The following is a 26,067-nucleotide window of genomic DNA, read 5'->3' as shown; positions in this document are numbered from 1 at the left end:
CTAAGCCTCTTCGTTTAATTAACATAATGTGCCTTATCGGAAACCAATAATAAAAAGCCTTTAGATACTTATTTCTAAAGGCTTAAAGATACGTTTTTTATTTTTAACTTACTACCATGTTGTTTCTTCTTTATCTGTTAGTTTTACAAGAAACGGAAAAAAAACAATAAAGAGTATAGCAACTACTCCACTTAAATAGCCTAGTCCTATTAAAGGACTAGCACCTTTAAAAGAAACAAATTGTCTTTTATTACATTTAGGACACTTCTTACCATTCTTAGAAAAACCCAGTAACCATACGCTCTTGGCATTCCATTTGTGTTTACAATGATTGCAACAAGCCATCTAGATGTACCACCATTCTCTTAAAATCACATTCCTATGTACAAAGATCTTATCAGTTTTTATTAAAACGCTTATTTTGTTTTCTAACATTAATAACTTTCCAGACAAACAAGCCCATAGAAACTAATAAAATTAACCAAAAAATTTGGAAAGATATATCTGCCCAATTAATACTCGATGTATTCATATTATCCCCTCCTGATAATATATACGAATGAATTCCATAAAAGTTACATATTTTCATTATTTATACAAATGCATCTTTGAAAACCTATTGTATACGACATTATTGTTAACATAATCCACATTCTAGGAAGTGAAAAGAGGAGCTAAAGCTCCTCTTTATTTTTATAAATCTTGATTAAAAGTCTCAGCAATAAACATAAATTCTACATCGTCTTTATGAATAAAAAATGTAGTACATCCATCAATATCCGTGGTCCTGTTTGATTGAGAACATATAACGTCTACCTCAACTAGTTCAAAATTAACAGCATCAGTACTTTCAGTATCCAAACCAGTTGTTAAATAGTGAACACTATCTCCAAAAGACTTGAAAACAAGCCTTCTTCCTTTTAGTTCCTCATCGTTCACCTCAAAATAATCGTTATTCAGTATGCCTTTAAAGGATGCCATTTTTGGAAAGCATTCAATATGATGGATACCTTCATAACACCTTAAGCTAAACATATAAGCGTGTGTTTCATTTGGCTCAATCTCAATACCGTATTTATAAGTAAACGTCTTATAAACCATTTCATAAAATAATGGAATGACAATATCGTCCCAAGCATCATAAGCATGAGCATGTATGGGAATTAGATGAGGGTATAAGCTCGTAATTGCTTGTTGGAAATTCAACAAAATGTCTGTGTCAGTAAGTTCACTCAAAGCAGCATCTACTTCATGATTCTTAATCTTAGATAATCTATTATCAATCATTAAGCCATCCCTCCTTATAAGAAAAGTGTTACTCTTTAATTATACCTTTATCGGGATTAATAACTGTATACCATATACATTGCTAGTTTACATAAACACTCTTCTCAGCACAAAAGGAGCACCTGATTACTTATTGATGCTCCTTTTCTTTCTATTAGTTATTAACAAAATTTATCTATGAGATTATCCTTTTATAATGGTTTTCTATTCTTTTTAAGGAGATAAGAATATGAGGTTGTTCGGAGGGTGTAAAGAATTTTAAGTCTTCCTGATAGTCATCAGGAGAGAAATACAATTTACCCCACTTTTTTAAGACCCATCCTTTAACCCCTTTAGGAATAATTCCATATTGATCTGATTTTAGATTGTTTATATCTAAAATACTAGAGTTTCTAAATCTCATTAGTGAATTACTCTCATATATCCGACAAGGCTTTATAAATTCAATTCTGTATAATTTTTTCTCTTGTAGTAGCATGTTATCCCAACCCTTGATGTCAATATTTATCTTAAATTTTGCATTGAAGTAATACTAATTAATACTCTTTCCTTTAATCCACTATAACTAGAATTCTATTGAGCTTGATTTGTAGTTAACGTAATTTGCCTTTTAGGAGGTATTTATAATTTATTCGAGTATTTCTCGACAATAATGATTTTAATTTTCTTTAATTATACTTGAAGGGCTCTTTTTGTTAGGCAAAAAGACAAACTTCGAATCAATAATGAAATGTAGTCCGATAGGAACCCATAAAGAGCCTGTCCCCACAAAAAGAAAAAACATAATACCACCTAAATAGGAAGTGAATAGCACTCCTTTCCAGCCTTGGTACAGATGAACAATTCCAAATAACAGACTTGAAATAATTCCAATCGCAACGATAGATAAATCAAAAGGTAAGTGGTCGAAATAATGAAACATTGCACCACGAAAAATAATCTCCTCGCAAATTCCTGCTGTAACTGCTATCAAAAGGAAAAACAGCCTTTCCTTGAAGTTTGATGGCAACAAGAATTGAATACTCTCATCACTTAATCCTTCGGAAATTTTCTCTCTAGCCTTCTTGGAAAAAGAAATCATAAAAACAATTATTGCAATACTAATTCCTGCCCCCACTCCCGCAGACAGTAAAAAATCTTTATCTAAAGAAAATAAAGGTTTTTTAATAAAAAATAAGTTGTTAAACGCGTGTTTAGTCAAAAGCCAATAGACTAAAAATATGATGACCAATATCCATTGGGTAATAACAATTTCTCCGTACATTCGCCACTTGTTTAGTTGGTTACTTTTTATTTTCTTTAAATAAAAATAGTCCCATACTGGATACCCTACAATAATTAATAATAAAAACAGAGTAAGAAATATCATGTTTATCACCTCTTAGTTGTTAATTATTTTCAAACCCAATTTATTATAACATTGTTATTTTTAGTAATTAGAATAAATTATGTTTTATTTTCCAATTGTAAACAATTAATACTGTAACCATTTTTGTATTGGACACTAACAAAAGAGAGGTGTTAACGTTGAGACATCTATCTAGGATCCTTATTCGATGAGCAAGAAAGCGCCCTCCTCTTCCAAAAGGTAATTTCTTTTATTTTTAAGTTTTGTTTAAACTTTTTCATACCTCTAGTTTTCATAAAACGAATTCTAGGAAACAAATAAAGACAGCAGCCAATATAGAATTAGCTGCTGTCTTTATTTGTAGGTTTAGTTTTCATAAAAATCCCTGCTAATCCAATGAAAATAGCAGATACAAGTAATGCAGTTACTCCCTGCTTTAAAATAAAGCTAAAGACCATTACAGAAAGTAAGCTTAACAAAAACATTGATTTAACTAACATATTTCTCTTATCCATTTATAATCATCTCAATTCTGCGTACGGATAACATATAAAATTAGTGGCGTTTCTCTCTTTGTCCAACGATCCAAGCTAATACTAAAATAGAAGCTGTTACTACAAAAGCTGTAAGCATAACTATATTCACCTCTTATTCCTTATAATTACATTTTAACACATTATAAAGAGGGCGAAATAAATGAATACGATATACAAAGCTAGTTTACATAAACACTCTTCCGGAATACATCATAAAAAGGAACCCTTCTGGGAGTAAGGGTTCGAAAGAGGTCTCAATTATGAGTTATGCAGCTTTTTATACATCCTTGATTTATTAGGCTTTTTATTAGAAGGACCAACTAAATCGATGAATAAAAAGCGCACCTTTTATTCATATACTTCAGACCCCAAAAATAGCATTTGATACCATAATATGCCACACTACGGGTCAGACTATTTTTACAAATTTCAACGTAGCAAAAGAGCAACCTCTGCAGTGGACGAGAGGTTGCTCTTTTATTTTGTATATGTAGCAACACATTCAAATTAGTGCTTAATTACAGAACATGGTAATCTACTTATGTTTCATACTTCGGATACGTATGGACAAACCCTTACAAAAAAAGCAACCTCGTTCATTGGCCAATGCCGAGGTTGCTTTTTATTTTGCTTACCTTTCAGGACGCTTAGTTACGTATATTTTATATGTATAAGGTATTTAATTCTCCCTCTTAAAACTCATGATTCATACTCCTTTTCTTCATCAATCCATCTATCTTCAGTCAATAGTCCACACTTAGGGCATTTATATTTCGTATCTATTTGAGTTGTTATTTCCTCAACATTACAAAGTTCACATAAATGAATTAAAAACAAATATCACCACACTCCTAATAAATAGAAAACACATTATTATTATGGGTTTCATAAGTGATAATAACATCTTTTTCATACTTTAGAAGGTTACGTGAGATAAAATTAGCTTCTCAGTTTAAAAAAGAGAGCATCAAACGCGTGCTTTAATACAACAACTGTTTTTTAATAATTTTAGGTAAAATATCTTTATCGTTTGACAAAGGATAAGTCTTCCATTATCATCAACTCAAACTTATTTACGGGGAGAGTTAAAGATGAAAATTTATGTTGATGCAGATGCTTGTCCGGTAAAAGATATCATTATTTCTGAAGGTACGAATGCTGAAATTCCTGTTATCCTTGTTACTAGCTTTTCTCATTTTTCTAATGTGGAACAACCATCAGGAGTGGAAACCATTTATGTTGACTCTGGGGCAGATGCTGCGGATTATCGGATTATGGGGTTAGTAGAAAAAGGAGATATAATTGTTACGCAAGATTATGGTCTTGCTTCGCTAGGTTTAGCAAAAGGGTGTGTGGTACTTCACCATAATGGGTCTAGCTATACAAATGAAAACATTGACCAATTATTACAAACGCGTTATTTGAGTGCAATGGCTCGAAAAAGTGGAAAGCGTACAAAGGGGCCAAAACCATTTACACCCGAAGACAGAGAGAAATTTAAGGGGCTTTTTAAAAGAGCAATTTCACGCTGAAAAAGAACCATCTATTTTCAAAAAAAAAAACCAGAAAAACAAATTGTCCAAATATTAAACTAACCTGCTCTGTTAGCTTAAGTAGAAATACCAATAGGCGACCTATTCTTTCTGCTCAGAAAGATAAAGTCACCTACACGATTTTTCCGTTCATTATTATTTACCCTTTCTTTTTTCCTATTTATACATTTATTGTTTTACATATTTCTGTTCTAACTGATTTACTACATCTTCCTGACATTCATTGATAAATAAATAAGTAAGGTATGAATGTAAATCAAATCGCTCTTCATTAATAAATGTAGAGAAAACCTGTTTATATTCGCTCAATAGTTTGACCTCCTTTATGCAAGTCCCTATTTTTTATTATTGACAAACTAACAATCTCTTATACATACAAATTAACAAAATATTTAATAGGATAAGCTGTTTTCATCTTGTACTGGCCCCGCCTACGTTATATACAATGATAGCAAGCTTATTTCCATTGTACATGTAATCGCTTACAAAATAAATTAAAATAATTGAATACTCTGTTTTTAAATCGATATTAGGGGCAGTATGGAAAATTCTATATGTAGCTAAAAATTAAAGAAAAGTCCGCAAAAGTATAACTTTACGGGCGATGCATTTTAGTTATTTTGTATTAAAATATACTATTTCTTTAATAAAGAAGATCTACAAGAACATATGTTTGACTTTTTTAAGGTGGCTATGATATGTTTCTTATCTATACATAGTAGAAAATGAGGTAATTAACTATGAAAAAAGGTGAATTAATTGATGCTGTGGCGTCAAAGGCTGAATTAACAAAACAAGACACGAAAAAAGCCATTGATGGACTATTTGCAACGATTTCTGCCACACTGGCAAAAGAAGAAAAAATCCAAATTGCTGGATTTGGTACATTTGAAGTACGTGAACGTGGAGAGCGTACAGGACGTAACCCACAAACAGGTGAACAAATTGTCATTCCAGCTACAAAGGCTCCAGCCTTCAAGCCAGGTAAAGAATTTAAAGAAGCTGTAAAATAAAAAAATATCTACACGAACTCTCCAGAACCTTGCTCTGGAGAGTTTGCATAGATTCAATCAAAAAAAGATAAGACCTAGCCACCATGCCATACGGAAACACTTATAAATTACGCTTTAATGCCAAATTTAAACTCAATTTCATGCTTTAAAATTTCTGCACCTCGTGGGCTTAATATAATTCCTTTTGCATATTCCCTGTTTTGTGAGGTCACCTCACCGGTAATCATACATTCATTTTTGGGTTTGTATTTCTGAAGAATAATATGATTGCCATCGACAAATATTTCTACAGGATCTTTTTCTTTAATAGTAAGAACCTTCCGTAACTCCACAGGAATTACAATACGCCCCAACTCGTCTACCTTTCGCACAATACCCGTTGTTTTCATACTTTTCTCAACCTCCAAAGATAAAGCAAGGGACATGAAATCTAGACATCCCTTTTATAGAATTAAATTTTTGCTGCATCATTTGTTTATTCTTATAGAAAAACAAAGGGATTTTGTTAACTCTTCTTTTTTAAGAAAGTAATTTAGCACGAGAATAAATAGTTACACAAATTACTTGATACTATCCCCTTGCATTTCTTTTAAATTGTTCTTTCACATACGTACACGTGCGCTCATGATTACGGGAAAAGAAGTGATCCTTTCTATGGTATACTTTTACCCCACAAGATGGACAAGTAAAGAAGCCAATTGTTAGCTCACACGGTACCTCATGTGCGTAAAACTCACCAGTTGCTGTAAACATCACTACATGATTAGCTTTTTCGATTTTGGCTCTCACCCTCATTTCCCCTTATCCATATTTTTCATCTACTTCTATGATAAGGGCTATATGGTAAGAATACAAAAAATAAGCACCCCCCCGTGTGTTGACATAAAACGCTGCTTTTATTGTTGTTCAATATAGACTGTATGTACCATTTTCATTCAATTCTAACCCACGTTTTCCTAATAGGTTGCAAGGAGTACCTCAAAGAATTTGGACTATCGTGCTATAAAAAATTTAAGAATCCCTGTTTACCTTATGGAATTTTCATCTACAGTTTTTATTTTATTGAAGTCCCTATTTATATAAAAGAATGTTTTTTTGCATTTTAAAAATTAAAGTCATTTTGAATAAACAACAATAATAATATGAAATATGATATATTTTTATTGTAAAACGATAAATTATATGTTAAATTCTTATTTGAAATTTATTAAATGAGGTGTTTTATTATGAAACAAAGTTCAACAATATTTTTAAAGATAGCTCTTTTCTTTATGGGAGCTCCAGTTCTTGCTTTAGGTATATATGGATTATTTTATTTAGCTAACAATACAGCAAATGCAGATTACTCCTACATACTATATCCTGCTGTAAGCATTATGTACCTTTCAGTTATCCCTTATTTTCTTACGTTATATCAGGCTTTTCGACTTCTTATCTATATTGACCAGAACGAGGCGTTTTCTAACATTTCTGTAACAGCATTAAAGAAAATAAAGTATTGTGCACTTGTGATTAGTGGCTTGTATGTGATAATGATGCCATTTGTTTTTTTGGCAGCAGACAAAGACGATGCTCCAGGCCTTATAATAGTGGGAATGGTACCTATCTTTGCTTCATTAGTCATTGCAGTATTCGCTGCGGTTCTTAAAAGACTTTTACAACAAGCAATTGATATAAAATCAGAGAACGATTACACAGTTTGAGGTGGATAAAGTGGCAATTATAATTAATATTGATGTCATGTTGGCTAAAAGAAAAATGAGTGTAACGGAACTATCGGAGAAGGTAGGAATAACGATGGCCAATCTTTCTATCTTAAAAAATGGCAAGGCGAAAGCCGTTAGGTTTTCAACTTTAGAAGCTATTTGCAAAGCCTTAGAGTGTCAACCTGGTGATATTTTAGAGTACAAAGATGAAGAAGATGCTTAAAACAGTCACAAATGAAGTAAGGGAAAGAACTTTAACGAGATTGGTTAAGGAGATTAGTTAGTTAAAGAGAAATACACGTTAAACTGAGGAGAAATTTAATGAGTTTTACTGGTCTAATTATGCTCTTTGTTTTATTTCTTATATTAGTTTTTATAGTAGTTGGAGTACTTTCTCGTCGTAGAAATACTCAAAACAAACCATCATTATGGGGAATTGGAGTACTTTTACTACAATTACTACTCATCGTATTATTTTTCACTGAAATTACAGCAAAATTTAATGAACTATTTTTTGATATCCTTTGGTGGACTATAGTTACATCCGGCCTCATCATTGGAATACGTAAATTTAAAAATAATGTAATCCTTTCTATATTAAATATTTTCATCAGTCTTATATTAACAATTTTTATGCTTCTATTATTGTTTATAACATCTATGTAATCATTAAAAATAAATATTTTATCGACCTTAAATAAAAATTCAAAGTAAAAGAGTAGCATTCCACGATAAAAAGACATGGAATGCTGCTCAGATATTAATTATTTTTCATCTTATAGCCTTTGAATTTATAACCGTATACGCTTGTAAGATCAACGAAGCTTTTATAAGAATATGTAATGGCAACCGGTGTGCCTACTTGGACTTTAGCATAAAGCTTTTCGATGTCTGCATTATGCATTCTCACGCAACCTTGACTCACATATTTTCCAATGCTACTTTCATTGTTGTTACCGTGAATGCCGTATGTATCACCATACGTACCGTTTGCATTTAACCCTAACCAACGTTTTCCTAACGGATTGCGAGGATCGCCCCCAGGAATATGTCCTGTATAGTAAGGACGGTTTTTAATTTTGTTCACGACTTTAAAAAAGCCAACCGGTGTTTTATCCCACGTTTTACCCAGTTGCTACTGGATCAACGATTTTAATATAGCCATTGTGAAAATAGGCAAGCTTGTTGTAGTACTTATTAATAATAATCAAATTTTGATTACCTGGTTTTCCTGCTGCTTCTTTCCTCCTTCTATCTTCCGAGTATGAAGAAAGAAAATTTTTCTGCCTTCAAACTTTTGCTTTTTTTTACGTTCCATTTCTTGTGCTGCATTCCTTTTTCCGTAGAATGTGCTCCAATATTCCGTGCAAAAAATTTCGTGAATTCATTTTATAATTTCTCTTTTCTCCCTTTGTCATAATCCTTTATCTCTCTTAGTACATCCCTCCTTTTTAAGCTTACTTTTACAAATCCTCAAGAAGAAATGTTCTTTTCTTTCGCAATTTCATCTATTTTTTTAACGGCAATCAGATTGATATTTTGTAAAAACATATCCATGACATTCGTTCCTCCCCTGTAAATTGTGGTTCCCAACTACAAAAGAGAGAAGAGCATAAGGGGTTTTTGCTATCACAGGGTGTGATAGGCTAGGCAGAGCCTAGCAAAACCGTGATATCAAAGAAAGTCGCTTAATGTCCCCTTTGCGTCCCCTTTTTTTGGTGTACGTCCCTTTCACGTCCCCCTATAAAACCTCAGTGTCCCCTTTATGTCCCCCTGTTTTGGAGCTATGTCCCCTTTGCGTCTCCCTATGTTTTTTCATTTCATGGCTAAATGTTGTTGCTTTTCATTCATTTTTTCATCTTTTCACGTAAAATTTTCTGCTTATATTCATGAAGCAGGATGCTTTTAGCATCAAAGTAAATCTTTGTTTCTGTTTCTCTATTCTTTTGATAAAAACTAAAGACATGTACTTTTCAAATTGAAAACTTTTCATTAATTCACTAAATAACTTTTTAAGATTTTATTATCACCCTACTATATAACTAAACAATTAGATTTTCTTTTTTCTTCTGCAAGAATCTAACTCTAATTTTTTAAAAAAACGAGTTAATTATCACTAATTTAGAATCAATTGAATTAAAATCAACTCAACAAAAAAGAAGTTTAATTTAATTAAAATAGAGCATATCAACTTTTCTAATTAAAAGCTGTCGAATCTATACTTTTTTTATACTCAATTAGTAATTAATTGATTTAAATTAATTTCAATTATGTATACACATACTAAATGCACCAATAAAAGATGATTCTATCAAATTAATGTTCATTCAAATAAGATAACTAATCCAGACTCAATTGAGTCTGGATTAGTTATGACTACTGGATAAAATCAGGAAATGATCATAAGTGGGAGAAAATAAAATGATAACTTAAAAAATTGGTTATGTATTTATACCACGCTAAAAACTTGGTTAAATAATTAAGCCGCGAATATAGTAATTAGAAGTAACAATTTATAACTGCGTGGATGTATTAACATCTTTTAATACATAGGAAAGCTCTCTAATGCCTAGAAAATCAGCTAAGATTCTTCAAAAAAACTCTGGCTAAAATAAGAGATAGATATTCAAAAAAGAGGCTATGGTCATATTGACGAAAAAGCAAAACACATTCTAGCGTTTCAAAAATTTATCAAATCTCTCTAGACAATGGGTGCCTGAAATTAAGTATGTCTCTATGATACGAAGTGGTTCGTTCTGTTTAGCATCTTCATTAAATTCAAATTAAAGAAATTGTGTGCTATTTTTGCTCGTTTAATCACATCAGAATTAATCATTGAAGTGCTTCAAAAAGCTTACACTGTCCAAAAACCTTAAAAGGGTTTACCTATTCGTAACGATTTCTATTCACAATAAATAAACAATCAGTTTACTCAGCATGTCCACAAATAAGCTATAAGGCATCTTTTCAGCCAAAAAGACTGCTTTTATGATAATGCCTCCATAGATATGTTTCACATCATATTACAGAAGAAGTATATTATCTAAACAGAATCCACAGTAGCCTTAGCTATTAAACTCCTCAATAGATTGAGGATAAAATGAGAAAAACAACTTTTTTGTTCTAAATTATTAATTCAAACTTGATAGTTCAACTTAAGATTGACTTAAAATCACCTCATTGCACACAACTCTAGTTTAGTTGAACTTAAAATAAAATAAGTTGCACTAAATTAAATAGAAATGAATAAAAGTTTAATTAAAATGCATTTAGTTGAACTTAATTGTATTTTAATTAAACTTACTATAATATTTCAAAAAACTATAATGGATTTGTAGTTTTTTGAAGGACTCAGTTCAAATTTAATTGAACTACATAACGTAAAATATAATAAATTTAATTCAGTTAAGTGTAAAATCTGCTAGAATAATAAAGACAAGCTTTAAATTAAGTCTAATTTAATTAGTCAGGACCAATTAAGTTAGACTTAATTGAGTTATTAAAAATATTTCATATAATAAGATACTAACTAAGTTAGATTAATTCGTTTATGAGGGAGGTACAATTATGAGCGAAGAAACAATGGTTATTTCAGAAGTTGCTAGAAAATTTAATATAGAAAATCATCAGTTGCGAGACTGGTGCGAAGTCGGGTTAGTACGACATAAAAGAATTGGAAGAATAAGATACATATTTACTGATGAAGATAAAAAAATTGAGAAGATTATTGAACTAAAAGAAAAGTTCGGAAAACATGCACCAAATGAAATGATTCGTGAAGAATTAATTAAAGCAAATTTAATGAGCGAAGAACAAACAAAAATTATTAACAAAGATTCAGAGGAAGAAGATATAAACGAAAACTCCTTTAAAGAAGCATTTTTATTGCTTGCTAAAAAAATAGAAGAAATGGATAAAAAAATGGAAAAGAAAGAACAACTAACGCTTCCATCTGAAAATTTGGCAGAAAAAAAAGATGTTATAGAAATAAAAGAACAGATGAATAAACTTGAACAAGACAATCAGCGTTTAAAAGAAGTGAATGATCAATTACTTAAAAAACTAGATTCTATCCATTCAGCTATGACCGAAATTCAAAAAGAACAAGGAAAAAGCATATGGAAAAGAATGTTCACAAAATAATAAAACAGCTTCTAATTACTGAGCAGTAATTAGAAGCTGTTTTATTATTTTTGTAGCAGTTGTCAGAGAAAGTTCTCTTAATACCTTCAACAATAAATTCATTTGAATACAGATAGGGTTTTCACTTCATAAAAGGTGCAAATCTAAATCTTTTGAGATATATTACTAATTCTTATTGAATTATGAGATTAATTAACGCTATAATAAAACTAACAAAAATGACCGGAATAGAAAAAAGACTTCAACTGTTTAAGACGTGTTGGTAGCACTCTTAAACCGTTCCCCCTAGATACAGTAGGGAAAACACTTGTCGAAGTCTCTTGTTAATAGAGTTAGTTTTTCTATAAAATAAAACTTATGGTTTTATTTTATATGAAATAGCTATCTATTTCAAGGGCTTAGTTCATCAAAATCACGACATTGTTTTCCTTTTTTCAGGGAAACAGTGTCTTTTTTTGTTCCTTAAAGGAGATAATGAACAAATGACAAAAATATTGACCTGCTATTTAAGAGATGTAGACACCTTCAACGGACGGTTTAAGTGGTTATGGAAGAACAAATCCATACTTCGGAAAAAGAAAGAAGAGTTCTTAGAAATTATTCGTACCCATTACAAACAGAACCAATCAGCCATACATAAAGAATTTCCTAAAAAAAGAATGGAAATGCTCGATCATGTCATCTATAACCTAGTGGCTACAGGCATCCAAGCCATTCGTTCTGAAACGCTCATGAAGAAATTTGAAGTTTCTAAAAGTACGGTTTCTCGTTTTGTACGTTCGTTAAAAGCGACACCGTTTGTGCTTGTAGCACGATACATTAAAGAGGATGCAACAGGTACTCACCCTGATAGCTATGTATTTATTCTTAAAAGCCATAAGAACTTTAATCAGATTTGCGACGAAATCTTTTTTGCCCATGATACAACAGGTATACAAACGGTCCAACAAGAGGAAATGACAACTCCTGTGACGCTTCCTGTGATGTATCCAGGAAGTGTGGAAAACGTTGATACACCAAGCTTAAAGACTGATAAATCACCTGGTGCCTTTATTAACCTTGATTTACCTGTAAATCATATAAATAATCATTTAATGTCTGCTTCACAGTCATTTACTTATATCAAAGGTGTTCCTAAGAAAGTCAATCAAGTCTACGCAGGTAAGTATGGTCATCAATTAAAAGATTTTTATGCTCGCATTCAAAATGCTGCAAAAACGGTCAAACGAGATACAGAGATTGATATTACCAAAGGGCAAATGCATGAAATTGCGTATACATCTATTATTGGATTAGACAAATATGTACATGAAGCTAATCATAAAGGCAAATCTTTGTCCTTAGATAATATGTGCCAATTACTCTATAAAATTGCGAAAAACCAATTCTATCAGTTGGTGGATCCTAAAAACCAGGATTATTCATCAGTATATCCAACTCATGAGAAAGTTATACATAAAGAAGCGTCATCAACAAAATTGTTTATACCAAAACATATTATCCGTAAAGAAATCGTTCCTGATTGGTTACAGGCTGAGCAGGATCAAGGGAAGGGTACAAAGAAAGTAGAAATAGTTTTAGAACAACAGCTTGAAATGATTCAATTAAAGCAAGACCTAGGGCAAGAGCTTACACCAGAAGAAGAATGCTTGCTGCAAGAACACTGCTCTACGTACAGTTCATTAGAAATGGCGGAACTGAAACAAGATTTAGGACAAGCATTAACACCTAAGGAGCAGGAATTATTAGAGCAACATGCTAAATTAAAAGAACCAGCTTCTTAATGTTTAAAAATAGTTAAAGCATAGCAAGGACTTTTACCATTTTTAACGTATTCAGTGTTTTAAGGGAGGACTTGGCAGGATTTGAACCCGCAAGACGCCAAAGTTGTATAGTGTAATACGACTGGCTGCTCTGCTATTGAGCTACAAGTCCATACTCAAAGTATGCGCATCGGCTCTGTTTATATGTACGATAGGAGAAAATGTAAAAAGTAAAGAAATCCCTTATAAGCTGAATTATTATTAGGATATGTTTATTTAGAACACTGTTCTAAATATTAAATAAATCTATATCTACGCAGGAGGAGAACATTATGCCACATAAAATTACCTTAACTGGATCAGCCACAGGACCACTACGAGAATACGATCGCTATGTTGCCTTTGATATGCGTGAAAAAGGGTCACCATCTGCGCCTAAAGGCTTGAAGAAGAGTACGTTTATTACGTACACGGTATTTGTTGCAAAGAAAGCTTTTAACAAAACAGGGCTCACGAAAAAAAGCATTATGCAAGAAAAAATCTTAATTCAAGGAGAACCCACATTAGATATTCCGATTGATGAATGCCCTGGTGAAGTAGGCGTAATCTGCTTCCAGATTACTGTTATCCCGAATAAGAAAGACAAAGAAGGTAATGATTCAAACGATAAAAAAGAGGCCAAACAAGAGGCTTCTGCAGCGCAACAAGAAGTTGCTGCTACCAAACAGGAAGAAAAACCAGTAACTACTTCTCAACCTGCAGCAAAAGAAGAAAAGAAAGAAACAAAAGCTGTTCAGCCAGAAGCAAAGCAAGAGCCTACAGAAGAGAAAAAGGCTGAACCTAAAAAGAATACACTACCGAACCAACCTAAAGGGACACAGGATTTGTTGAACTTTGATGATATTATCGTACCTGAAGAATTCTTAAAGACACGTCCAAATCCTGAAAAAACCCAAAAGGTCATTGATTTTGTGAAACGTACAGGACGCTTAGATGAGCCATTGACGATTGAAAAAGGATCAAATATCTTAAAAGACGGTTACCGTCGTTATGTTGTAGCCAAAACCGTTAAAATGGATAAAGTTCCGGTTATGTATGAATACCAAAAGTCATAATGTATTTCCTTGAAGATGGCCTATTGCAAGGGGACTGATAAAAATGAGATTGGTGAAGGAAAGCGTCATTTATCCATTACCAGAGGAGCAAGATATTGCAAAAATAGAAGTTTCTTTTCGCATCCAATTGCCCAAAGCGTATAAAGAATTCTTGAAACAATATAACGGATGTACAGTAATAGATTCTACACCACTAACAATCATCAATAAGAGATGTCAAATTGAACGTTTTTTAGGCATTATTAAAAACTTTAGTGAGCATCCTTATGGTGTGTATGATATTGGTTGCTGCGAAACTTGCTTAGGAGAACAAGGACGGAATTTTTATGATGAAGATCTCATTGGATCTGAATTAATTCCAATTGCGAAGCTAGCATGGGGAGATTATTTGTGTTTAAATTTTCACTATGATAAGAACAATCCGTCTGTTGATTTCCTAGATTATGAAGAATCATATGAATGTGATCCAGCTACATCAAAAGTGGCTGAGAACTTTCAAGAGTTTTTGAGTATGTTATTATCTAAGGATACGAAATAGCAGAAAATGCTATTTCGCAATGAGATTATCTACTCATTTTGATTTTCAATCATAAAAGAGGAAGTGTCGACATGAAAAAGTGGCTTTGGATCATGTTATCCTTTGGAGTAATTTTTCTCGTATTTATGATGAACTACTTCTTGGATAAATACGAGCAACAGCCAAACATGATACGTAACGTCTCACTTACGACCAGCACATCTCCTAATAAACAAAACATTGTTGAAGTAAAAAAGATATATAAACAAACCACTGATTACTTTGATTATGAGCAAAAACAAAAGGCTGATTCTCTTAGAATGTACTACGGACAACCCGGAAGCACTCTTAACCAATATAAAGAGCTTCAAGGAATTCAACCTTCTATGATTCATGATGTGAATGTGCATTGGAGAAGTGAGCAACATGTCATAATCAACATTATGAAAACGAATCACCAACACAAAAACAAGGTATACAAACGATTTAACTATAACCTTAGCGAAATGTAGGCTGCGGATCTACGGTTTTACGTGTCTTCATCGTGAGTCTTATGTGTGGTCTTACAATAGGAATAATTTCTATTTATTAGTGGATAAATTTAAATCATTTTATATTTTTTACCTTTCTCTTTAATCATATTATCATCGTCTAGGGAGCTATATAGATAGATAAAATGTTAATTTATAAGAAGGGGAGAAATATAAAGTGAATCAAGTCATCAAACCAGCAGGATTTTGGATACGCCTATTAGGAAATCTATTAGATGGTATTATTGTAAGTATTCCTTTGGGGCTTATCGGTTTTCTTATTACAGGAGACTTTGATGGTGACGATCCCATTACATCAATCATAGGTTTCATCTATGCGGTTGCTGTACCTATATTATGGTATGGATATACTATAGGTAAACGAATTGTTGGAGTTAGAATTGTCAAAGTCAATGGAAAGAAACTTGGAGTCGGAGCAATGCTATTAAGAGTTCTTGTAGCCGGCATTGTTTATGGTCTTACATTAGGTATTGCGTTAATTGTAAGTGTGTTCATGGTGGTTTTCCGTAAGGATAAAAGAAGTCTTCATGATATGATGGCAGGCACGTATGTTACATATTCAAAACCAGGTGAAATAGACGATAAACAAGCATTGGTAGATTAATCAACAATGCCGAATACCTTCTATTTCTAATCTACTATTTGGGACTATTCAAACCTCCTACACATTAAGGTGTAGGAGGTTTTTCTGTGTAGCAACTACCGGTTATGGGTAGGATAGCTACACATCAGAGAGTTTTTTGAAATATGAAGAGGTTAACTGTAAATTATTGAACAGACTTATTACTTTCTTTTTTCACTATCCATGCAAGTAATTCTTTTTCTTTGTAATTTAAATGTCGATTTAAACATTTCTCAAAATCAGAAACTAATTCTTCAAAACAAGGGCTATGTTCCATCTACATTCCTCCTATGTCACAAGTCTAAAAAGATACATTTAATATATCTCTATTTCTTTATTTTTCATTTCCCAAACGTTTTTAATCATATTTAGAACAAAGACCGCCCATTATGTATCAGTTTATAAGGCGGTCTTAACTGTATTCATGCTATATGTTTATGACCAAAATATCGACACTATTCTAAAAAGACGTCAGGTGAAAAAGGCAATGGCTAAAATTGCTGCAACACAAGTTAAGTAGATATTTCCACTCCAGTCCCTCTTTTCTTTTTCGTTCACCGCATAGCTATTATAAGAACCTTCAATCGGATCTATTTTTAGTTTTCGTTGTATCTCGAATTCTTCATCTAAAATCAAGTCTAATTCCTCCATTGTTTGATAATTGTAAGGTAGGAATCTCCCTTGTTCGTCTCTTAATCGGTTGCTGACGTCTTGTAACCCGTGCTGTCTTTTCATTGGTGGAAGACTGTCGGTCGGATTGAGCAGTAGTTCCCGACACTGATTGGCCATCTGTTGATGCTCCAAGTAACGTAAAAGCGTTTGTAGACGTTCCTTTTCGCTCAAGGTTATCATGGTTGCCTCCTCCTTTCTCTTCGGTGTTTGGTTCTTGTTCCATCCATAACTGGTAGGAAGAAGGTTGCCATGGAGAGGAAGGAAGAGGGACGTCACTCATTTTATACTGATTCATCAATGCTAAGAAGACAGGGTTGTGCGCTGCTGTAAAGAGCGCACACCTTATAATTTGATTTCGGTCTAACTCGGTAGCCTGAAAAAGGCTATCTACATATGTACGATAAATAGAGTGATACCGTACAGTTGGTCGATAGGTGTCTACTTGATGTTTAGTCTTCTTATTTTTCTTCATACGCGTTTTTTTCTTTCAAAATGACCTCTAATATCTGTTTACCCTCTACCGTTAAATAGACGTCTTTTCGACTTAATAATGAGATTGCTAATTCTTTTGTCACTTGATTCGCTCCATTCCTGCTAGTTTAAGTTGACGTCTCTTTCTGACGTCTTAATTTATGATATGAACTACTGCTTGTCCTATATGTAACTTTTTTTCTAATGATTAAAAAAGTTACATAATGTCCATACTTCTTCTTAAAGGAGATGGCTGTATGATTCTAGGCTTAGGAAAGAAGCGAACAAAGTTTGGAAAATGGTTAGATAAACAAGACGACATTAATCAATTAGAACTCGAAAAGGCAACAAAATTAAGTCGTCCAACTATATCTAGACTTTGCAATGACGAAAACTACATACCCAAATACTCCACAATTTACAGAATAAATAAAGGACTGCAAAAGTTAAAGAAGGATGTAAAAGTAGAAGATTTTCTACAAATATAAATAAAGAATGCTGCTAAGTATTAGGAGAAGAAGCTTAAAGACAGAAAAAAGAAGAATGGATATCCATTCTTCCTTAAGCCATCATTATAAAGTTTTGTTAGAAACGTTCTCCGCCAAGTTGTTGCTCAGCCATTTGTACAAGACGCTTTGTGATTTCGCCACCTACTGATCCGTTTGCACGTGCAGTTGTATCAGCACCAAGGTTTACACCAAATTCGCTAGCGATTTCATATTTCATTTGATCGATTGCTTGTTCAGCACCGTATACTAATAATTCATTGTTGTTGCTGCTTTTGTTGTTTGCCATGTTGTGTCACCTCCTTGTTTCTCTTAAGTTTCCTATTGTCAGAGATGTATATACATAGAAAATAATGGACGTATAATTTAGCATTCATTCCACATACTAAATGGTAGAAATCAATGACACTGTAAAAAGTGAAAAAAGGACATTGCTTGTACAAGCAATGTCCTTTTATATGGATATAGTCTTATAGGGTAAGATGAATCATGTAGTTTGAAATCCTAGTAAGTAACTTAAATTATTCTTTAACCAATTTAACAAGCATACGGGCAAGGTGATGTTGTTCTTCCTCACTTCCAACTTTCCATAGCTCATGTAATAAATATTGCTCTTCATTTTGTGGTTCCTCATGTTTTGCCAAATAATCAGCTATTTTTTTAGCTGCCAAAGTTAATTGGTCATCATTCAACCCCAATTTCTCACCTTTTGTGACTTTATCACCTAAGTATGTTTTGAATTCGTTAAAACTAGAAAGAATGCTGTCTTTCTTCTCTTGACTCATCTCGTTTAGCTTATTCTCTACTTTATTTTCTACAGTCCCAGTATTATTGTTCATTTTCTATTCTCCTCTCAATTAAATAGTGATGTTCTTATAAGATAAGTCCCCCAATTATAGGTGTATAAACATTTAATTCCATTTTAATGTGCTGTAGAATTTTTCTTCATGACAATTTCCTTTTACTATTTCACCTGAACTATCTTCACACTATCTTGACTAATTGATGATGAATTGAATAACGGTCTATATAAGCAGATATTAAAAAAAGAGTGGATAGAAAATATTTCTTCTAATGAACCTGTGGAAAAAGTATCTCCTTAATTTATCTAGATAGACAGAATCAGTGTTAAATCCATTGATATTGAAAAAAATTACAATATGACTTATTGTGAAACAAATTTCATATTAAGTTTCCTTTATAAGCTAGCTCACATGACGACCTAAGTTAGCTTTTTTATTTAACAATAAATAGATTGGCATTATATAACAAAATTTTCCCCTGTAAAACCCAATTGGAATCTTAGAATACCTTTTTTAGGGTCTGAATAGCTTATTTTTCATACCTAATACATGTTACAATACGTTTTGTAGATGCGAATGAAAATTCCATTTCTTATTTCATAGGTAAGAGAAGTCCTCATAATTTGAGGGCTTTTCTTGTTTTTAATCTGATGATAGTCAATTTCCAAAGAAGACTGTTAGATCACAACCTGATTTTTTAAGATCATTTATAAAAAATGACCTCTTAACTATTATTTAAGGAGCATAGTTTTTTGTATCAAGGCTACCATTTTTACCTAAGGCAATTTTTATAGCATAAAGAAACATTTGTTGGGTAAACTGATAACAAATATGATTATGATGAGAGTGTATACGGATGAGTTATTTTTATGGTGCTACCTTTTTATTTTTTGGTTTATTTCTAATAAACCTATTATTTTCGTATCAAAGTAAGCATATTGATCCAGCCTTTTGGACGACTTTAAAGTATCAACTTTTTGCCTTTCCACTATTTTTAATAGCCAATATGCTCATCGGATACGGCATCAAATTTGGACTTAAAGCGATTCAGAATTTAACATTTGTTTTAGTTACATCTAAAGGAATAGAGATAGTAATTTCAATATTAATGGGTTATCTATTTTTCAAAGAGGTTCCTACTTGGAAAACAGCATTGGGTTTTTTCATTATGATTGCAGGGATTATTATTTCGAAAATAAAGTAGAACCTTTAACGGTTTCAAAAATTCTGTTGGTAAACTTAAAATAATAAAAAAGCTTATGTTTGGAGAATGTTGTAGTAAAGCTTTAGTTAACCTAATTACTCTTTTGGACCATAGAAAAAACCCCTCTTTTTCAGCAGCTCACGCGCAAGGGGGGAAAGAGAGAGTGCTCTCATGAGGTAGGCAGGTTTTTTATAAATGACGAACATACTAATGATTATTTGTTAAAGAACTGCTTAACAACCAAGCTTTATATACTTATGCTCCGACAGTAACACCTACTGTTTATAGCGAGAATATGTTACGCTTTATTTTCAGTTATAGATTTTTTTAAGGGTACCTCCTTCTCCAATGCCATTAGAACGAGGTACCCTTTTCTCATTTAACTACTAAAGAAACTTCCACTCTTTCTTTTCCTCTTATAATGATGATGTCCATAACTTCCGTGATGACCATCTCTTTTCCTATAATCATCACTGCTGCTATAACTTTTAAAAGGTTTTGATCTTCCTCTCCTGTAATCACTGCTACTGTAACGCTTGTGCTTATTATTCATTAGTGAATCAAACAGTTTCTTGAACATGATTTAATCACTCCTCATAGTCATTTTAAATCTATAAAAAACAAAAAGCGCTTTTATCCTTTTAGTAGATAAAAGCGCTTGATGTACAAACACAGACTTCACCTAACTAAAAAAGTAGGCAAAGGTCTTGCTAACAATTAAGATTGCCAACAAAGCCGGAAACATTTTGTTTCGTAGTGACGACTTTTGTTGTACAGCTACTCCCCTTTTGAGTATTAAGTTTGTTCAATGTTAACTTAAACCAATTCTATAAGTCAATTAATAACTAATGAGATATGACTTTTCTAAACATTATTCGTATCGTTTATCTTCATCGTACCAGATGACTGACTATTGAACGTTTTTCAAGGTTAGTTTAGATGTAAAAACAATATATGGTCACTTTTAATCTAGCACATAACTCTTATAGTAGTTCTATATTCTTTGTAGAAAAACATTCTATTTGTCTACAAGATGTGTAACTAGTAAAACCTTAATAATAAATTAAATAATTTATTATTTACTTAACGAACAATAAAACGGAGACAAAGTTATTTTTTATATATCGTGAATGACAACATTTGTTTTTAAAGATATATGTATATGAATCTACAAAACTGGCCAGACTAATAACGTATTCCCCCCAATTCCAATAAATTTGAAAATCCTTTGCCTACATGGGCAAAGGATTCTTTTTGTCTTCTATATCTTAAAAATAGACACTTCCTCAAAGTTTAAAGTTGACAACATCCGTGATTCATTTTTAAGATGTATATAATATATATCTTAAAAATGAAATTATTAATTTAAAGGAGATAGAACATGGATACTAGTAAAACTAAATGGATTCCTGTTCCTTATTTTCAAATCAATCAAGAAGGTAAAATTTTAAATTCTTCAAACATAACCCATACCTATTTTCCTTCTACGTCTAATATATGGACCATTATTCATGAAGAAGATCGAGGTAAAGCGATATCAATGCTCTCGCAGGGTGCTAATTCTGATTCTATAACGAAACATTTGGTTTTACAGACAAGTAACAAGTTATTTGGGAATTTTAAATGTACGATCCAATGGAAAGATGGTATAGGTCACCTGGTGTGTACAGAAACCAAGAGTATTGAAGTTCTAGCTGTTACACCTTCATCTGTTCAAAAATCTTTAGTAAACACCCAAAAACGGTTGGAGGAATCAGAAAAACATTTAGACCATGCTGCTGAAATGTTAATTATAAGAAAACACTAATTCTTTGCTTTTCATTACATGAATTTTTTCTATACAGAGCAAACTACTCAAGACGCCGTAAGGCATCATCTCTAAAATGCCAATTAGAGAAAAAAACTACCTTATGCGTGAACTGCACCCCAATTGTTAGACAAAAACTAATAATTGGAGGTGCAGTTTTTTATGTCAAAACACACACTTGAAACAAAGTTAAAAGCTGTAGATTTCTACATCAATAAGCAATATTCATATAAAGAAACAGCTGAGTTATATGGTGCGAATACATCAGATGTTATTCAATGGGTGGCATTATTTAAAAAACATGGGAAAGAAGGTTTAGAATCAACGTATACAAAGTACTCTGCCGAGTTTAAAATGGACGTATTAACGTATATTGAAAAAACGGGAGCGTCTATTCTTGAAGCATCTTCTGTATTTAATATCCCTTCATATTCAACGGTTATAAAATGGAGAAGAATCTTTGAAGAACAGGGCATGGACGGCCTGTATGCCAAGACCAGGAGGCCGCCAAAAGTGAAGAAGAATTCGATTAAAAATAATGATTCACAGAAAACAAATGAAGAGCTAGTAAAGGAACTTGAATATTTACGAATGGAAAATGCGTACTTAAAAAAGTTGAACGCCTTAGTACAAACATCAAGGGAATTAAAGAGCGAGAAAAAGCCCAAGTAGTGTTTGAATTAAGGCATGAGTATAAGGTCGTCGACCTTATCAAAGTAGCTAGAATCGCTCGTAGTACGTATTATTATTGGATAAAAGCCTTTAAGCGCCCTGACAAGTATAAAGAAATTAAAGAAACCATTCATCATATCTTTCATAAACACAAAGGGAGGTATGGTTATCGTCGTATTACGCTAGAATTACACCGTCTAGGCTATCTTATTAATCATAAGACGGTCTGTCGATTGATGAAAGAGCTAGGCTTAAAGTGCCTCGTTCGGCTCAAAAAGTATCGTTCTTATCGTGGGAGAACAGGAAGAATCGCTCCAAATATCCTTAAACGTGATTTTAAAGCATCTAAACCAAATGAAAAATGGGTAACCGATATCACAGAGTTTCACCTATTCGGAGAGAAGCTTTACTTATCACCTATTTTGGACCTTTTTAATGGGGAAATTATCTCCTACCATATCGACAAGAGACCTGTATTTTCACTGGTCACTACGATGTTACATAAAGCATTTGACTGTTTAAATGAGGGAGACTGCCCTATTCTTCATTCTGATCAAGGATGGCACTACCAAATGACCAAATATCAGCATTTATTGAAGGGAAATAACATTACTCAAAGCATGTCCCGTAAGGGTAACTGTTTAGATAATGCGGTTATTGAAAACTTCTTTGGTCTATTAAAATCAGAGTTACTCTATCTACAAGAATTTGAAAGTATAGAACAGTTCAAACAGGAATTAGAGGCCTATATCCTCTATTACAACCATCTACGAATAAAAAAAATTAAAAGGATTGACCCCTGTAGAATACAGAATTCAATCCTCATTAGCTGCCTAAATAACGTGTCTAACTTTTTGGGTTCAGTTCAAATGAGCCAATAGGTTTTTTCTATATTACTCTTAGTTACCATAAAACGTATTATAAGAATCCATAAAAAAGAGAAGATTCTATTCTTAATCTTCTCTTTTTCTATATTTCAATTGTTCCTCTTTATAAATAAAATTCATTATTAAACAAAATACTGCTACAAGCCAACCAATAATAGGAGAATAAATAAAAACATTTGTTAATAACAATCCTGCACAAATAGAGATTACCGACAACATTAATAAAAAAACGTTAGTACCTTCATTTTTATTCATATAAAACACCTCTCTAATTAATCAACTAAGTGAAAAAATAAAAACTTTGAAAGAATTCCATAATATTTCCTAAGCAAATAAGGACATTTCTTTTATGCCCTGTTTCCTCGTATCAGCCCCACCTACGCTAAATACTATGACAGCCACTCATGCCATCCAACCTACACTCAGTATAAATGAAAGCGTTTACAAAGTAAAGTAATTAATAAAATATTCTGTCTACTTTTTATTATATTAAACTTGCCTATTTCGAATAATATTAAATACAGTGAGCAAACTATACAAGACGCCGTGAGGCATCTACGGACTTTCTTATTCGAATTTTACACAGAAAACTTCCTTAACGCATTGGGGGAGTTTTTCTGTTTTTAAGCTGTATATCATATACAAAGTTAGTTAAGTCGGGTAGGCAGGCACTCTCACGAGCGCCCGCCCCCCTAAGAACCGTACGTGACAGATTTCCCGTCATACGGCTCAAGCCTTCTTTTTATCCAAACAACTTATTCAAGACATGGTACATGTACTAATTTAGCCAATTTACCTGTAGAAACCTCTAGGTTTCGCACTGTAACTTTCTCTCCATTTTGTAGAGTCTGCTTACACAATGCACAACGATATCCTTGTTTCCTTGCGAGTTTCATCCTATCTAAAGTATTTTCGCTATTAAAGACCTTTCGGTCTCGCTTTTCCCAATACTCTTTTAGATTCGGATCATCTGGGCTGTTCTTGTAGGCTACCATGACATGTCGTTCTATTTTAATCCAAGACATCTTCAACAATTGAATATTAGTAAGTGGACATGTGAGAATCCATTTATTATTTCCACCATGGTGGGGTTTCTTAAAATAGCGCTTATTAATCCACTTCCAAGACTTCCTTGGATGCAATTGTCTAAGATGTTTCCTTATTTTCAAGAAGACGTAGTTGTCTATATAACCAAACGTCTTTTTAGAAACGACATGTTTCCAATACTGTCCGTAACCACGAATAATTGGGTTTAAAACACGTATTAGTTCTTTTACGGGTCGTCCTCGCATCACTGCGAACGTATCTTTTATCTTGCTTTTTGCTTTTCTGATACTGTCTTTACTGGGTTTGATTAATAACTTATTGCCTTGTTCCGTTTTGTATTGTCGGAGTGAAAAACCAAGGAAATCAAACCCACTCTCGATATGTGTAATTCTGGTTTTATCCTCACTCAATTTAATTCCTCGCTTTTGTAAGTAAAGATTGAGTTTCTGATACATACTTTCAGCTTGTTCCTTCGTTTCCGTTACGATGACGAAGTCATCTGCGTAAAGAATACGTCCTATTTTACATTTGGGATCGATTTTATATCTTCCATTTGATTTGTGTGTTTTTCTATAGAAGATACCAATCTCTTTTTCCATCCCACATAACGCAATATTGGCCAGAAGAGGGGACACAATACTTCCCTGAGGAGTTCCCTCTGTTGTTTTATGGAGCATATCCTGCTCTATGCATCCCATTTTGAGCCATCTTTTAATAAGAGTACTTCCTGAGAATGAAGATGTTTGTTCTACTATCCAATTATGGTTAAGATGGTTGAAACATCCTAGGAAATCTTCTTCAAATACCCACTTTTTCTTACTATTTGTGTTCAGCTTGTTAAAGAGGTTACTTATAGCATCGTGTGTACTTCGTTTAGGACGAAAACCGTAGGAAGTGGCTTCGAATCTAACTTCCCATTGAGGTTCCAGTGCGTTCTTTACTACGTTTTGATACACTCGATCTCGTATCGTCGGAATACCGAGAGGTCTTAGCTTCCCATTTTTCTTAGCGATAAACGTTCGTTTCGCTGGCTTTGGGCGATGTTGAAAGACATTATATCCTAACAGTTGTTGATATAGTGTGATACGTTCATTTGGTTTGAAGACCGTATAGCCGTCTACACCAGGTGTTCGCTTTCCGGTATTTTGTTGTGTTACTCTGCGAATAGAAAGCAGTAGATTTGCTTTACTCCGAAGGAGTAAACGTTGAAGTTTCCTTACTTTTCTTTGTTGATTTTGTTGTTCGGCACGATAAATTCTTTGTCGTAACTTCGCTACATATTTTTGTATAATACTCCAATCAATAGAGTACCAATCTTTATGCGAGACGTGCGCCGACGCTCGTAGAGAGGTATTCATAACAGCACGCTCCTTTTCGTTAGAAGATAGCCACAACTTTATTTTCGTGTTGAAGACCCATGAGAAGTGGGCGCTCTTTCGAGCCTGTCATTGTCCATAAAGACGACAATATCCGTCCAGTTATACAGTGTTCCTGCTTTCCTGTTCCCTTTCAAGTTAACGGCTTTAGCTTTTTCTCATATCCCATACCCTCTGTCACATCGTTTGACTTTGCAGTCATTCTACTGCTGATGCAGATGACATAGGGCTTACCAAGTTCCACATTCTACAGATACGATAGGGGTAGGTAGGTTCTTTACTCCGGGTAAGATGCGGGACGCATCAGAGTAGCATTATGATTCTACTGTTCCTCTTACCAAGACCCAAGCCAATCTATGCATTATCTTGAGCTAAGAGTAACGAAGCTTACAAACCTTCACTTTCGTTTACCATGCCTATCTTCTCCTAGCAGTATTCTGGACCATGCATTTGTCCTCTGTTTCCGCA

29 protein-coding genes and 3 pseudogenes are annotated in these 26,067 nt (G+C 33.1%); 15 read left to right on the top strand and 17 right to left on the bottom strand.

Annotation, left to right across the window (positions count from 1 at the left end; genetic code table 11):
- Positions 1-397: 397 nt before the first annotated feature.
- The 4 genes from LJC66_RS27690 to LJC66_RS07835 form a co-directional block, all read right to left on the bottom strand.
- Positions 398-532 carry a hypothetical protein gene (locus LJC66_RS27690; RefSeq protein ID WP_269067566.1) on the bottom strand — a complete coding sequence of 45 codons (135 nt, stop codon included), beginning with the start codon at positions 530-532 and terminating at the stop codon, positions 398-400.
- 161 nt (positions 533-693) lie between these two features.
- Positions 694-1,287 (bottom strand): hypothetical protein, encoded by a 594-nt coding sequence (locus LJC66_RS07845; protein ID WP_230932225.1) that lies wholly within the window; start codon positions 1,285-1,287, stop codon positions 694-696.
- A 658-nt stretch (positions 1,288-1,945) separates the two neighbouring features.
- Complete coding sequence (locus LJC66_RS07840; protein WP_230932224.1) at positions 1,946-2,551, bottom strand: CPBP family intramembrane glutamic endopeptidase; 606 nt, start codon at positions 2,549-2,551, stop codon at positions 1,946-1,948.
- 425 nt (positions 2,552-2,976) lie between these two features.
- Positions 2,977-3,135 carry a hypothetical protein gene (locus LJC66_RS07835; protein WP_179212638.1) on the bottom strand — a complete coding sequence of 53 codons (159 nt, stop codon included), beginning with the start codon at positions 3,133-3,135 and terminating at the stop codon, positions 2,977-2,979.
- Between the two features lie 1,127 nt (positions 3,136-4,262).
- Here LJC66_RS07835 and LJC66_RS07830 point away from each other — a divergent pair.
- Positions 4,263-4,703, top strand: a complete 441-nt coding sequence (locus tag LJC66_RS07830; RefSeq protein WP_028409936.1) for a YaiI/YqxD family protein — start codon at positions 4,263-4,265, stop codon at positions 4,701-4,703.
- Between the two features lie 189 nt (positions 4,704-4,892).
- On the opposite strand, the gene LJC66_RS07825 is transcribed toward LJC66_RS07830, so the two are convergent.
- On the bottom strand, positions 4,893-5,033 hold the full coding sequence (locus tag LJC66_RS07825; RefSeq protein WP_230932223.1) for a hypothetical protein: 141 nt from the start codon (positions 5,031-5,033) through the stop codon (positions 4,893-4,895).
- A 431-nt stretch (positions 5,034-5,464) separates the two neighbouring features.
- Here LJC66_RS07825 and LJC66_RS07820 point away from each other — a divergent pair, with 431 nt between their 5' ends.
- A complete protein-coding gene (locus tag LJC66_RS07820; protein ID WP_230932222.1) occupies positions 5,465-5,737 on the top strand; it encodes an HU family DNA-binding protein in 273 nt (90 codons plus the stop codon).
- A 107-nt stretch (positions 5,738-5,844) separates the two neighbouring features.
- Here the strand turns inward: LJC66_RS07820 and LJC66_RS07815 are convergent, their stop codons facing one another.
- Both LJC66_RS07815 and LJC66_RS07810 read right to left on the bottom strand, forming a co-directional pair.
- Positions 5,845-6,126: an AbrB/MazE/SpoVT family DNA-binding domain-containing protein gene (locus tag LJC66_RS07815; protein WP_230932221.1), complete on the bottom strand. Its 282-nt coding sequence runs from the start codon at positions 6,124-6,126 to the stop codon at positions 5,845-5,847.
- Between the two features lie 181 nt (positions 6,127-6,307).
- The gene (locus LJC66_RS07810; protein WP_230932220.1) at positions 6,308-6,526 is read right to left on the bottom strand and encodes a hypothetical protein; all 219 of its coding nucleotides are present in this window, start codon (positions 6,524-6,526) and stop codon (positions 6,308-6,310) included.
- Positions 6,527-6,963: 437 nt separating this feature from the next.
- On the opposite strand from LJC66_RS07810, the gene LJC66_RS07805 reads away from it, so the two are divergent.
- From LJC66_RS07805 to LJC66_RS07795, 3 genes are all read left to right on the top strand, one after another.
- Positions 6,964-7,440 (top strand): DUF2975 domain-containing protein, encoded by a 477-nt coding sequence (locus tag LJC66_RS07805; protein WP_230932219.1) that lies wholly within the window; start codon positions 6,964-6,966, stop codon positions 7,438-7,440.
- A gap of 10 nt (positions 7,441-7,450) precedes the next feature.
- Positions 7,451-7,666, top strand: coding sequence for a helix-turn-helix domain-containing protein (locus LJC66_RS07800; protein WP_098315267.1), 216 nt, complete (start codon positions 7,451-7,453; stop codon positions 7,664-7,666).
- A gap of 98 nt (positions 7,667-7,764) precedes the next feature.
- Positions 7,765-8,109 carry a hypothetical protein gene (locus tag LJC66_RS07795; RefSeq protein WP_230932218.1) on the top strand — a complete coding sequence of 115 codons (345 nt, stop codon included), beginning with the start codon at positions 7,765-7,767 and terminating at the stop codon, positions 8,107-8,109.
- A 94-nt stretch (positions 8,110-8,203) separates the two neighbouring features.
- On the opposite strand, the pseudogene LJC66_RS07790 reads toward LJC66_RS07795, so the two are convergent.
- Positions 8,204-8,681: pseudogene (locus LJC66_RS07790) on the bottom strand (L,D-transpeptidase); the annotation flags it as partial.
- Positions 8,682-11,010: 2,329 nt separating this feature from the next.
- Between LJC66_RS07790 and LJC66_RS07785 the strand changes: the two are divergent.
- A complete protein-coding gene (locus LJC66_RS07785) occupies positions 11,011-11,586 on the top strand; it encodes a MerR family transcriptional regulator (RefSeq protein ID WP_230932216.1) in 576 nt (191 codons plus the stop codon).
- 482 nt (positions 11,587-12,068) lie between these two features.
- Positions 12,069-13,370, top strand: a complete 1,302-nt coding sequence (locus LJC66_RS07780; protein ID WP_230932215.1) for a replication protein — start codon at positions 12,069-12,071, stop codon at positions 13,368-13,370.
- Between the two features lie 66 nt (positions 13,371-13,436).
- Here LJC66_RS07780 and LJC66_RS07775 read toward each other — a convergent pair.
- Positions 13,437-13,521: pseudogene (locus LJC66_RS07775) on the bottom strand.
- Between the two features lie 160 nt (positions 13,522-13,681).
- Between LJC66_RS07775 and LJC66_RS07770 the strand changes: the two are divergent.
- The 4 genes from LJC66_RS07770 to LJC66_RS07755 all read left to right on the top strand — a co-directional run bounded on the left by LJC66_RS07770 (position 13,682) and on the right by LJC66_RS07755 (position 16,136).
- Positions 13,682-14,464: a ParB N-terminal domain-containing protein gene (locus LJC66_RS07770; RefSeq protein WP_230932214.1), complete on the top strand. Its 783-nt coding sequence runs from the start codon at positions 13,682-13,684 to the stop codon at positions 14,462-14,464.
- A gap of 43 nt (positions 14,465-14,507) precedes the next feature.
- Entirely contained in the window at positions 14,508-15,002 is a 495-nt protein-coding gene (locus LJC66_RS07765; RefSeq protein ID WP_230932213.1) for an SMI1/KNR4 family protein, read from the top strand.
- 71 nt (positions 15,003-15,073) lie between these two features.
- Positions 15,074-15,493, top strand: coding sequence for a hypothetical protein (locus LJC66_RS07760; protein ID WP_230932212.1), 420 nt, complete (start codon positions 15,074-15,076; stop codon positions 15,491-15,493).
- A 196-nt stretch (positions 15,494-15,689) separates the two neighbouring features.
- Positions 15,690-16,136 (top strand): RDD family protein, encoded by a 447-nt coding sequence (locus LJC66_RS07755; protein WP_230932211.1) that lies wholly within the window; start codon positions 15,690-15,692, stop codon positions 16,134-16,136.
- Between the two features lie 163 nt (positions 16,137-16,299).
- Here the strand turns inward: LJC66_RS07755 and LJC66_RS27685 are convergent, their stop codons facing one another.
- The 3 genes from LJC66_RS27685 to LJC66_RS07745 all read right to left on the bottom strand — a co-directional run bounded on the left by LJC66_RS27685 (position 16,300) and on the right by LJC66_RS07745 (position 17,298).
- The gene (locus tag LJC66_RS27685; RefSeq protein WP_269067565.1) at positions 16,300-16,431 is read right to left on the bottom strand and encodes a hypothetical protein; all 132 of its coding nucleotides are present in this window, start codon (positions 16,429-16,431) and stop codon (positions 16,300-16,302) included.
- Positions 16,432-16,625: 194 nt separating this feature from the next.
- A complete protein-coding gene (locus LJC66_RS07750) occupies positions 16,626-16,790 on the bottom strand; it encodes a hypothetical protein (protein ID WP_176526189.1) in 165 nt (54 codons plus the stop codon).
- Entirely contained in the window at positions 16,777-17,298 is a 522-nt protein-coding gene (locus LJC66_RS07745) for a hypothetical protein (RefSeq protein ID WP_230932210.1), read from the bottom strand. Before LJC66_RS07745 ends, LJC66_RS07750 begins: the two co-directional genes overlap by 14 nt.
- 259 nt (positions 17,299-17,557) lie before the next feature.
- Here LJC66_RS07745 and LJC66_RS07740 point away from each other — a divergent pair, with 259 nt between their 5' ends.
- Positions 17,558-17,785, top strand: coding sequence for a helix-turn-helix domain-containing protein (locus tag LJC66_RS07740; RefSeq protein ID WP_230932240.1), 228 nt, complete (start codon positions 17,558-17,560; stop codon positions 17,783-17,785).
- A gap of 97 nt (positions 17,786-17,882) precedes the next feature.
- Here the strand turns inward: LJC66_RS07740 and LJC66_RS07735 are convergent, their stop codons facing one another.
- Positions 17,883-18,092 (bottom strand): alpha/beta-type small acid-soluble spore protein, encoded by a 210-nt coding sequence (locus tag LJC66_RS07735; RefSeq protein ID WP_230932209.1) that lies wholly within the window; start codon positions 18,090-18,092, stop codon positions 17,883-17,885.
- A gap of 232 nt (positions 18,093-18,324) precedes the next feature.
- Positions 18,325-18,642 (bottom strand): DUF3243 domain-containing protein, encoded by a 318-nt coding sequence (locus tag LJC66_RS07730; protein ID WP_230932208.1) that lies wholly within the window; start codon positions 18,640-18,642, stop codon positions 18,325-18,327.
- A gap of 820 nt (positions 18,643-19,462) precedes the next feature.
- Between LJC66_RS07730 and LJC66_RS07725 the strand changes: the two genes are divergently transcribed.
- A complete protein-coding gene (locus LJC66_RS07725) occupies positions 19,463-19,810 on the top strand; it encodes a hypothetical protein (RefSeq protein WP_230932207.1) in 348 nt (115 codons plus the stop codon).
- 379 nt (positions 19,811-20,189) lie between these two features.
- Here LJC66_RS07725 and LJC66_RS07720 read toward each other — a convergent pair whose 3' ends face one another.
- Positions 20,190-20,390, bottom strand: a complete 201-nt coding sequence (locus LJC66_RS07720; RefSeq protein ID WP_230932206.1) for a hypothetical protein — start codon at positions 20,388-20,390, stop codon at positions 20,190-20,192.
- Between the two features lie 801 nt (positions 20,391-21,191).
- Here LJC66_RS07720 and LJC66_RS07715 point away from each other — a divergent pair.
- Together LJC66_RS07715 and LJC66_RS07710 are read left to right on the top strand one after the other, a co-directional pair.
- On the top strand, positions 21,192-21,617 hold the full coding sequence (locus tag LJC66_RS07715; protein ID WP_230932205.1) for a hypothetical protein: 426 nt from the start codon (positions 21,192-21,194) through the stop codon (positions 21,615-21,617).
- A gap of 162 nt (positions 21,618-21,779) precedes the next feature.
- Positions 21,780-23,126, top strand: a pseudogene (locus LJC66_RS07710) (IS3 family transposase).
- 116 nt (positions 23,127-23,242) lie between these two features.
- Here LJC66_RS07710 and LJC66_RS07705 read toward each other — a convergent pair.
- The gene (locus LJC66_RS07705; protein ID WP_230932204.1) at positions 23,243-23,431 is read right to left on the bottom strand and encodes a hypothetical protein; all 189 of its coding nucleotides are present in this window, start codon (positions 23,429-23,431) and stop codon (positions 23,243-23,245) included.
- Positions 23,432-23,931: 500 nt separating this feature from the next.
- Positions 23,932-25,581, bottom strand: a complete 1,650-nt coding sequence (ltrA, locus tag LJC66_RS07700; RefSeq protein WP_230932203.1) for a group II intron reverse transcriptase/maturase — start codon at positions 25,579-25,581, stop codon at positions 23,932-23,934.
- Positions 25,582-26,067: the final 486 nt, after the last annotated feature.

Source organism: Priestia sp. TSO9 (assembly GCF_021029645.1).
Classification (GTDB): domain Bacteria; phylum Bacillota; class Bacilli; order Bacillales; family Bacillaceae_H; genus Priestia; species Priestia megaterium_E.
Note: the sequence above shows the minus strand (reverse complement) of the source record. Positions and strands in the feature narration are given on the sequence as shown.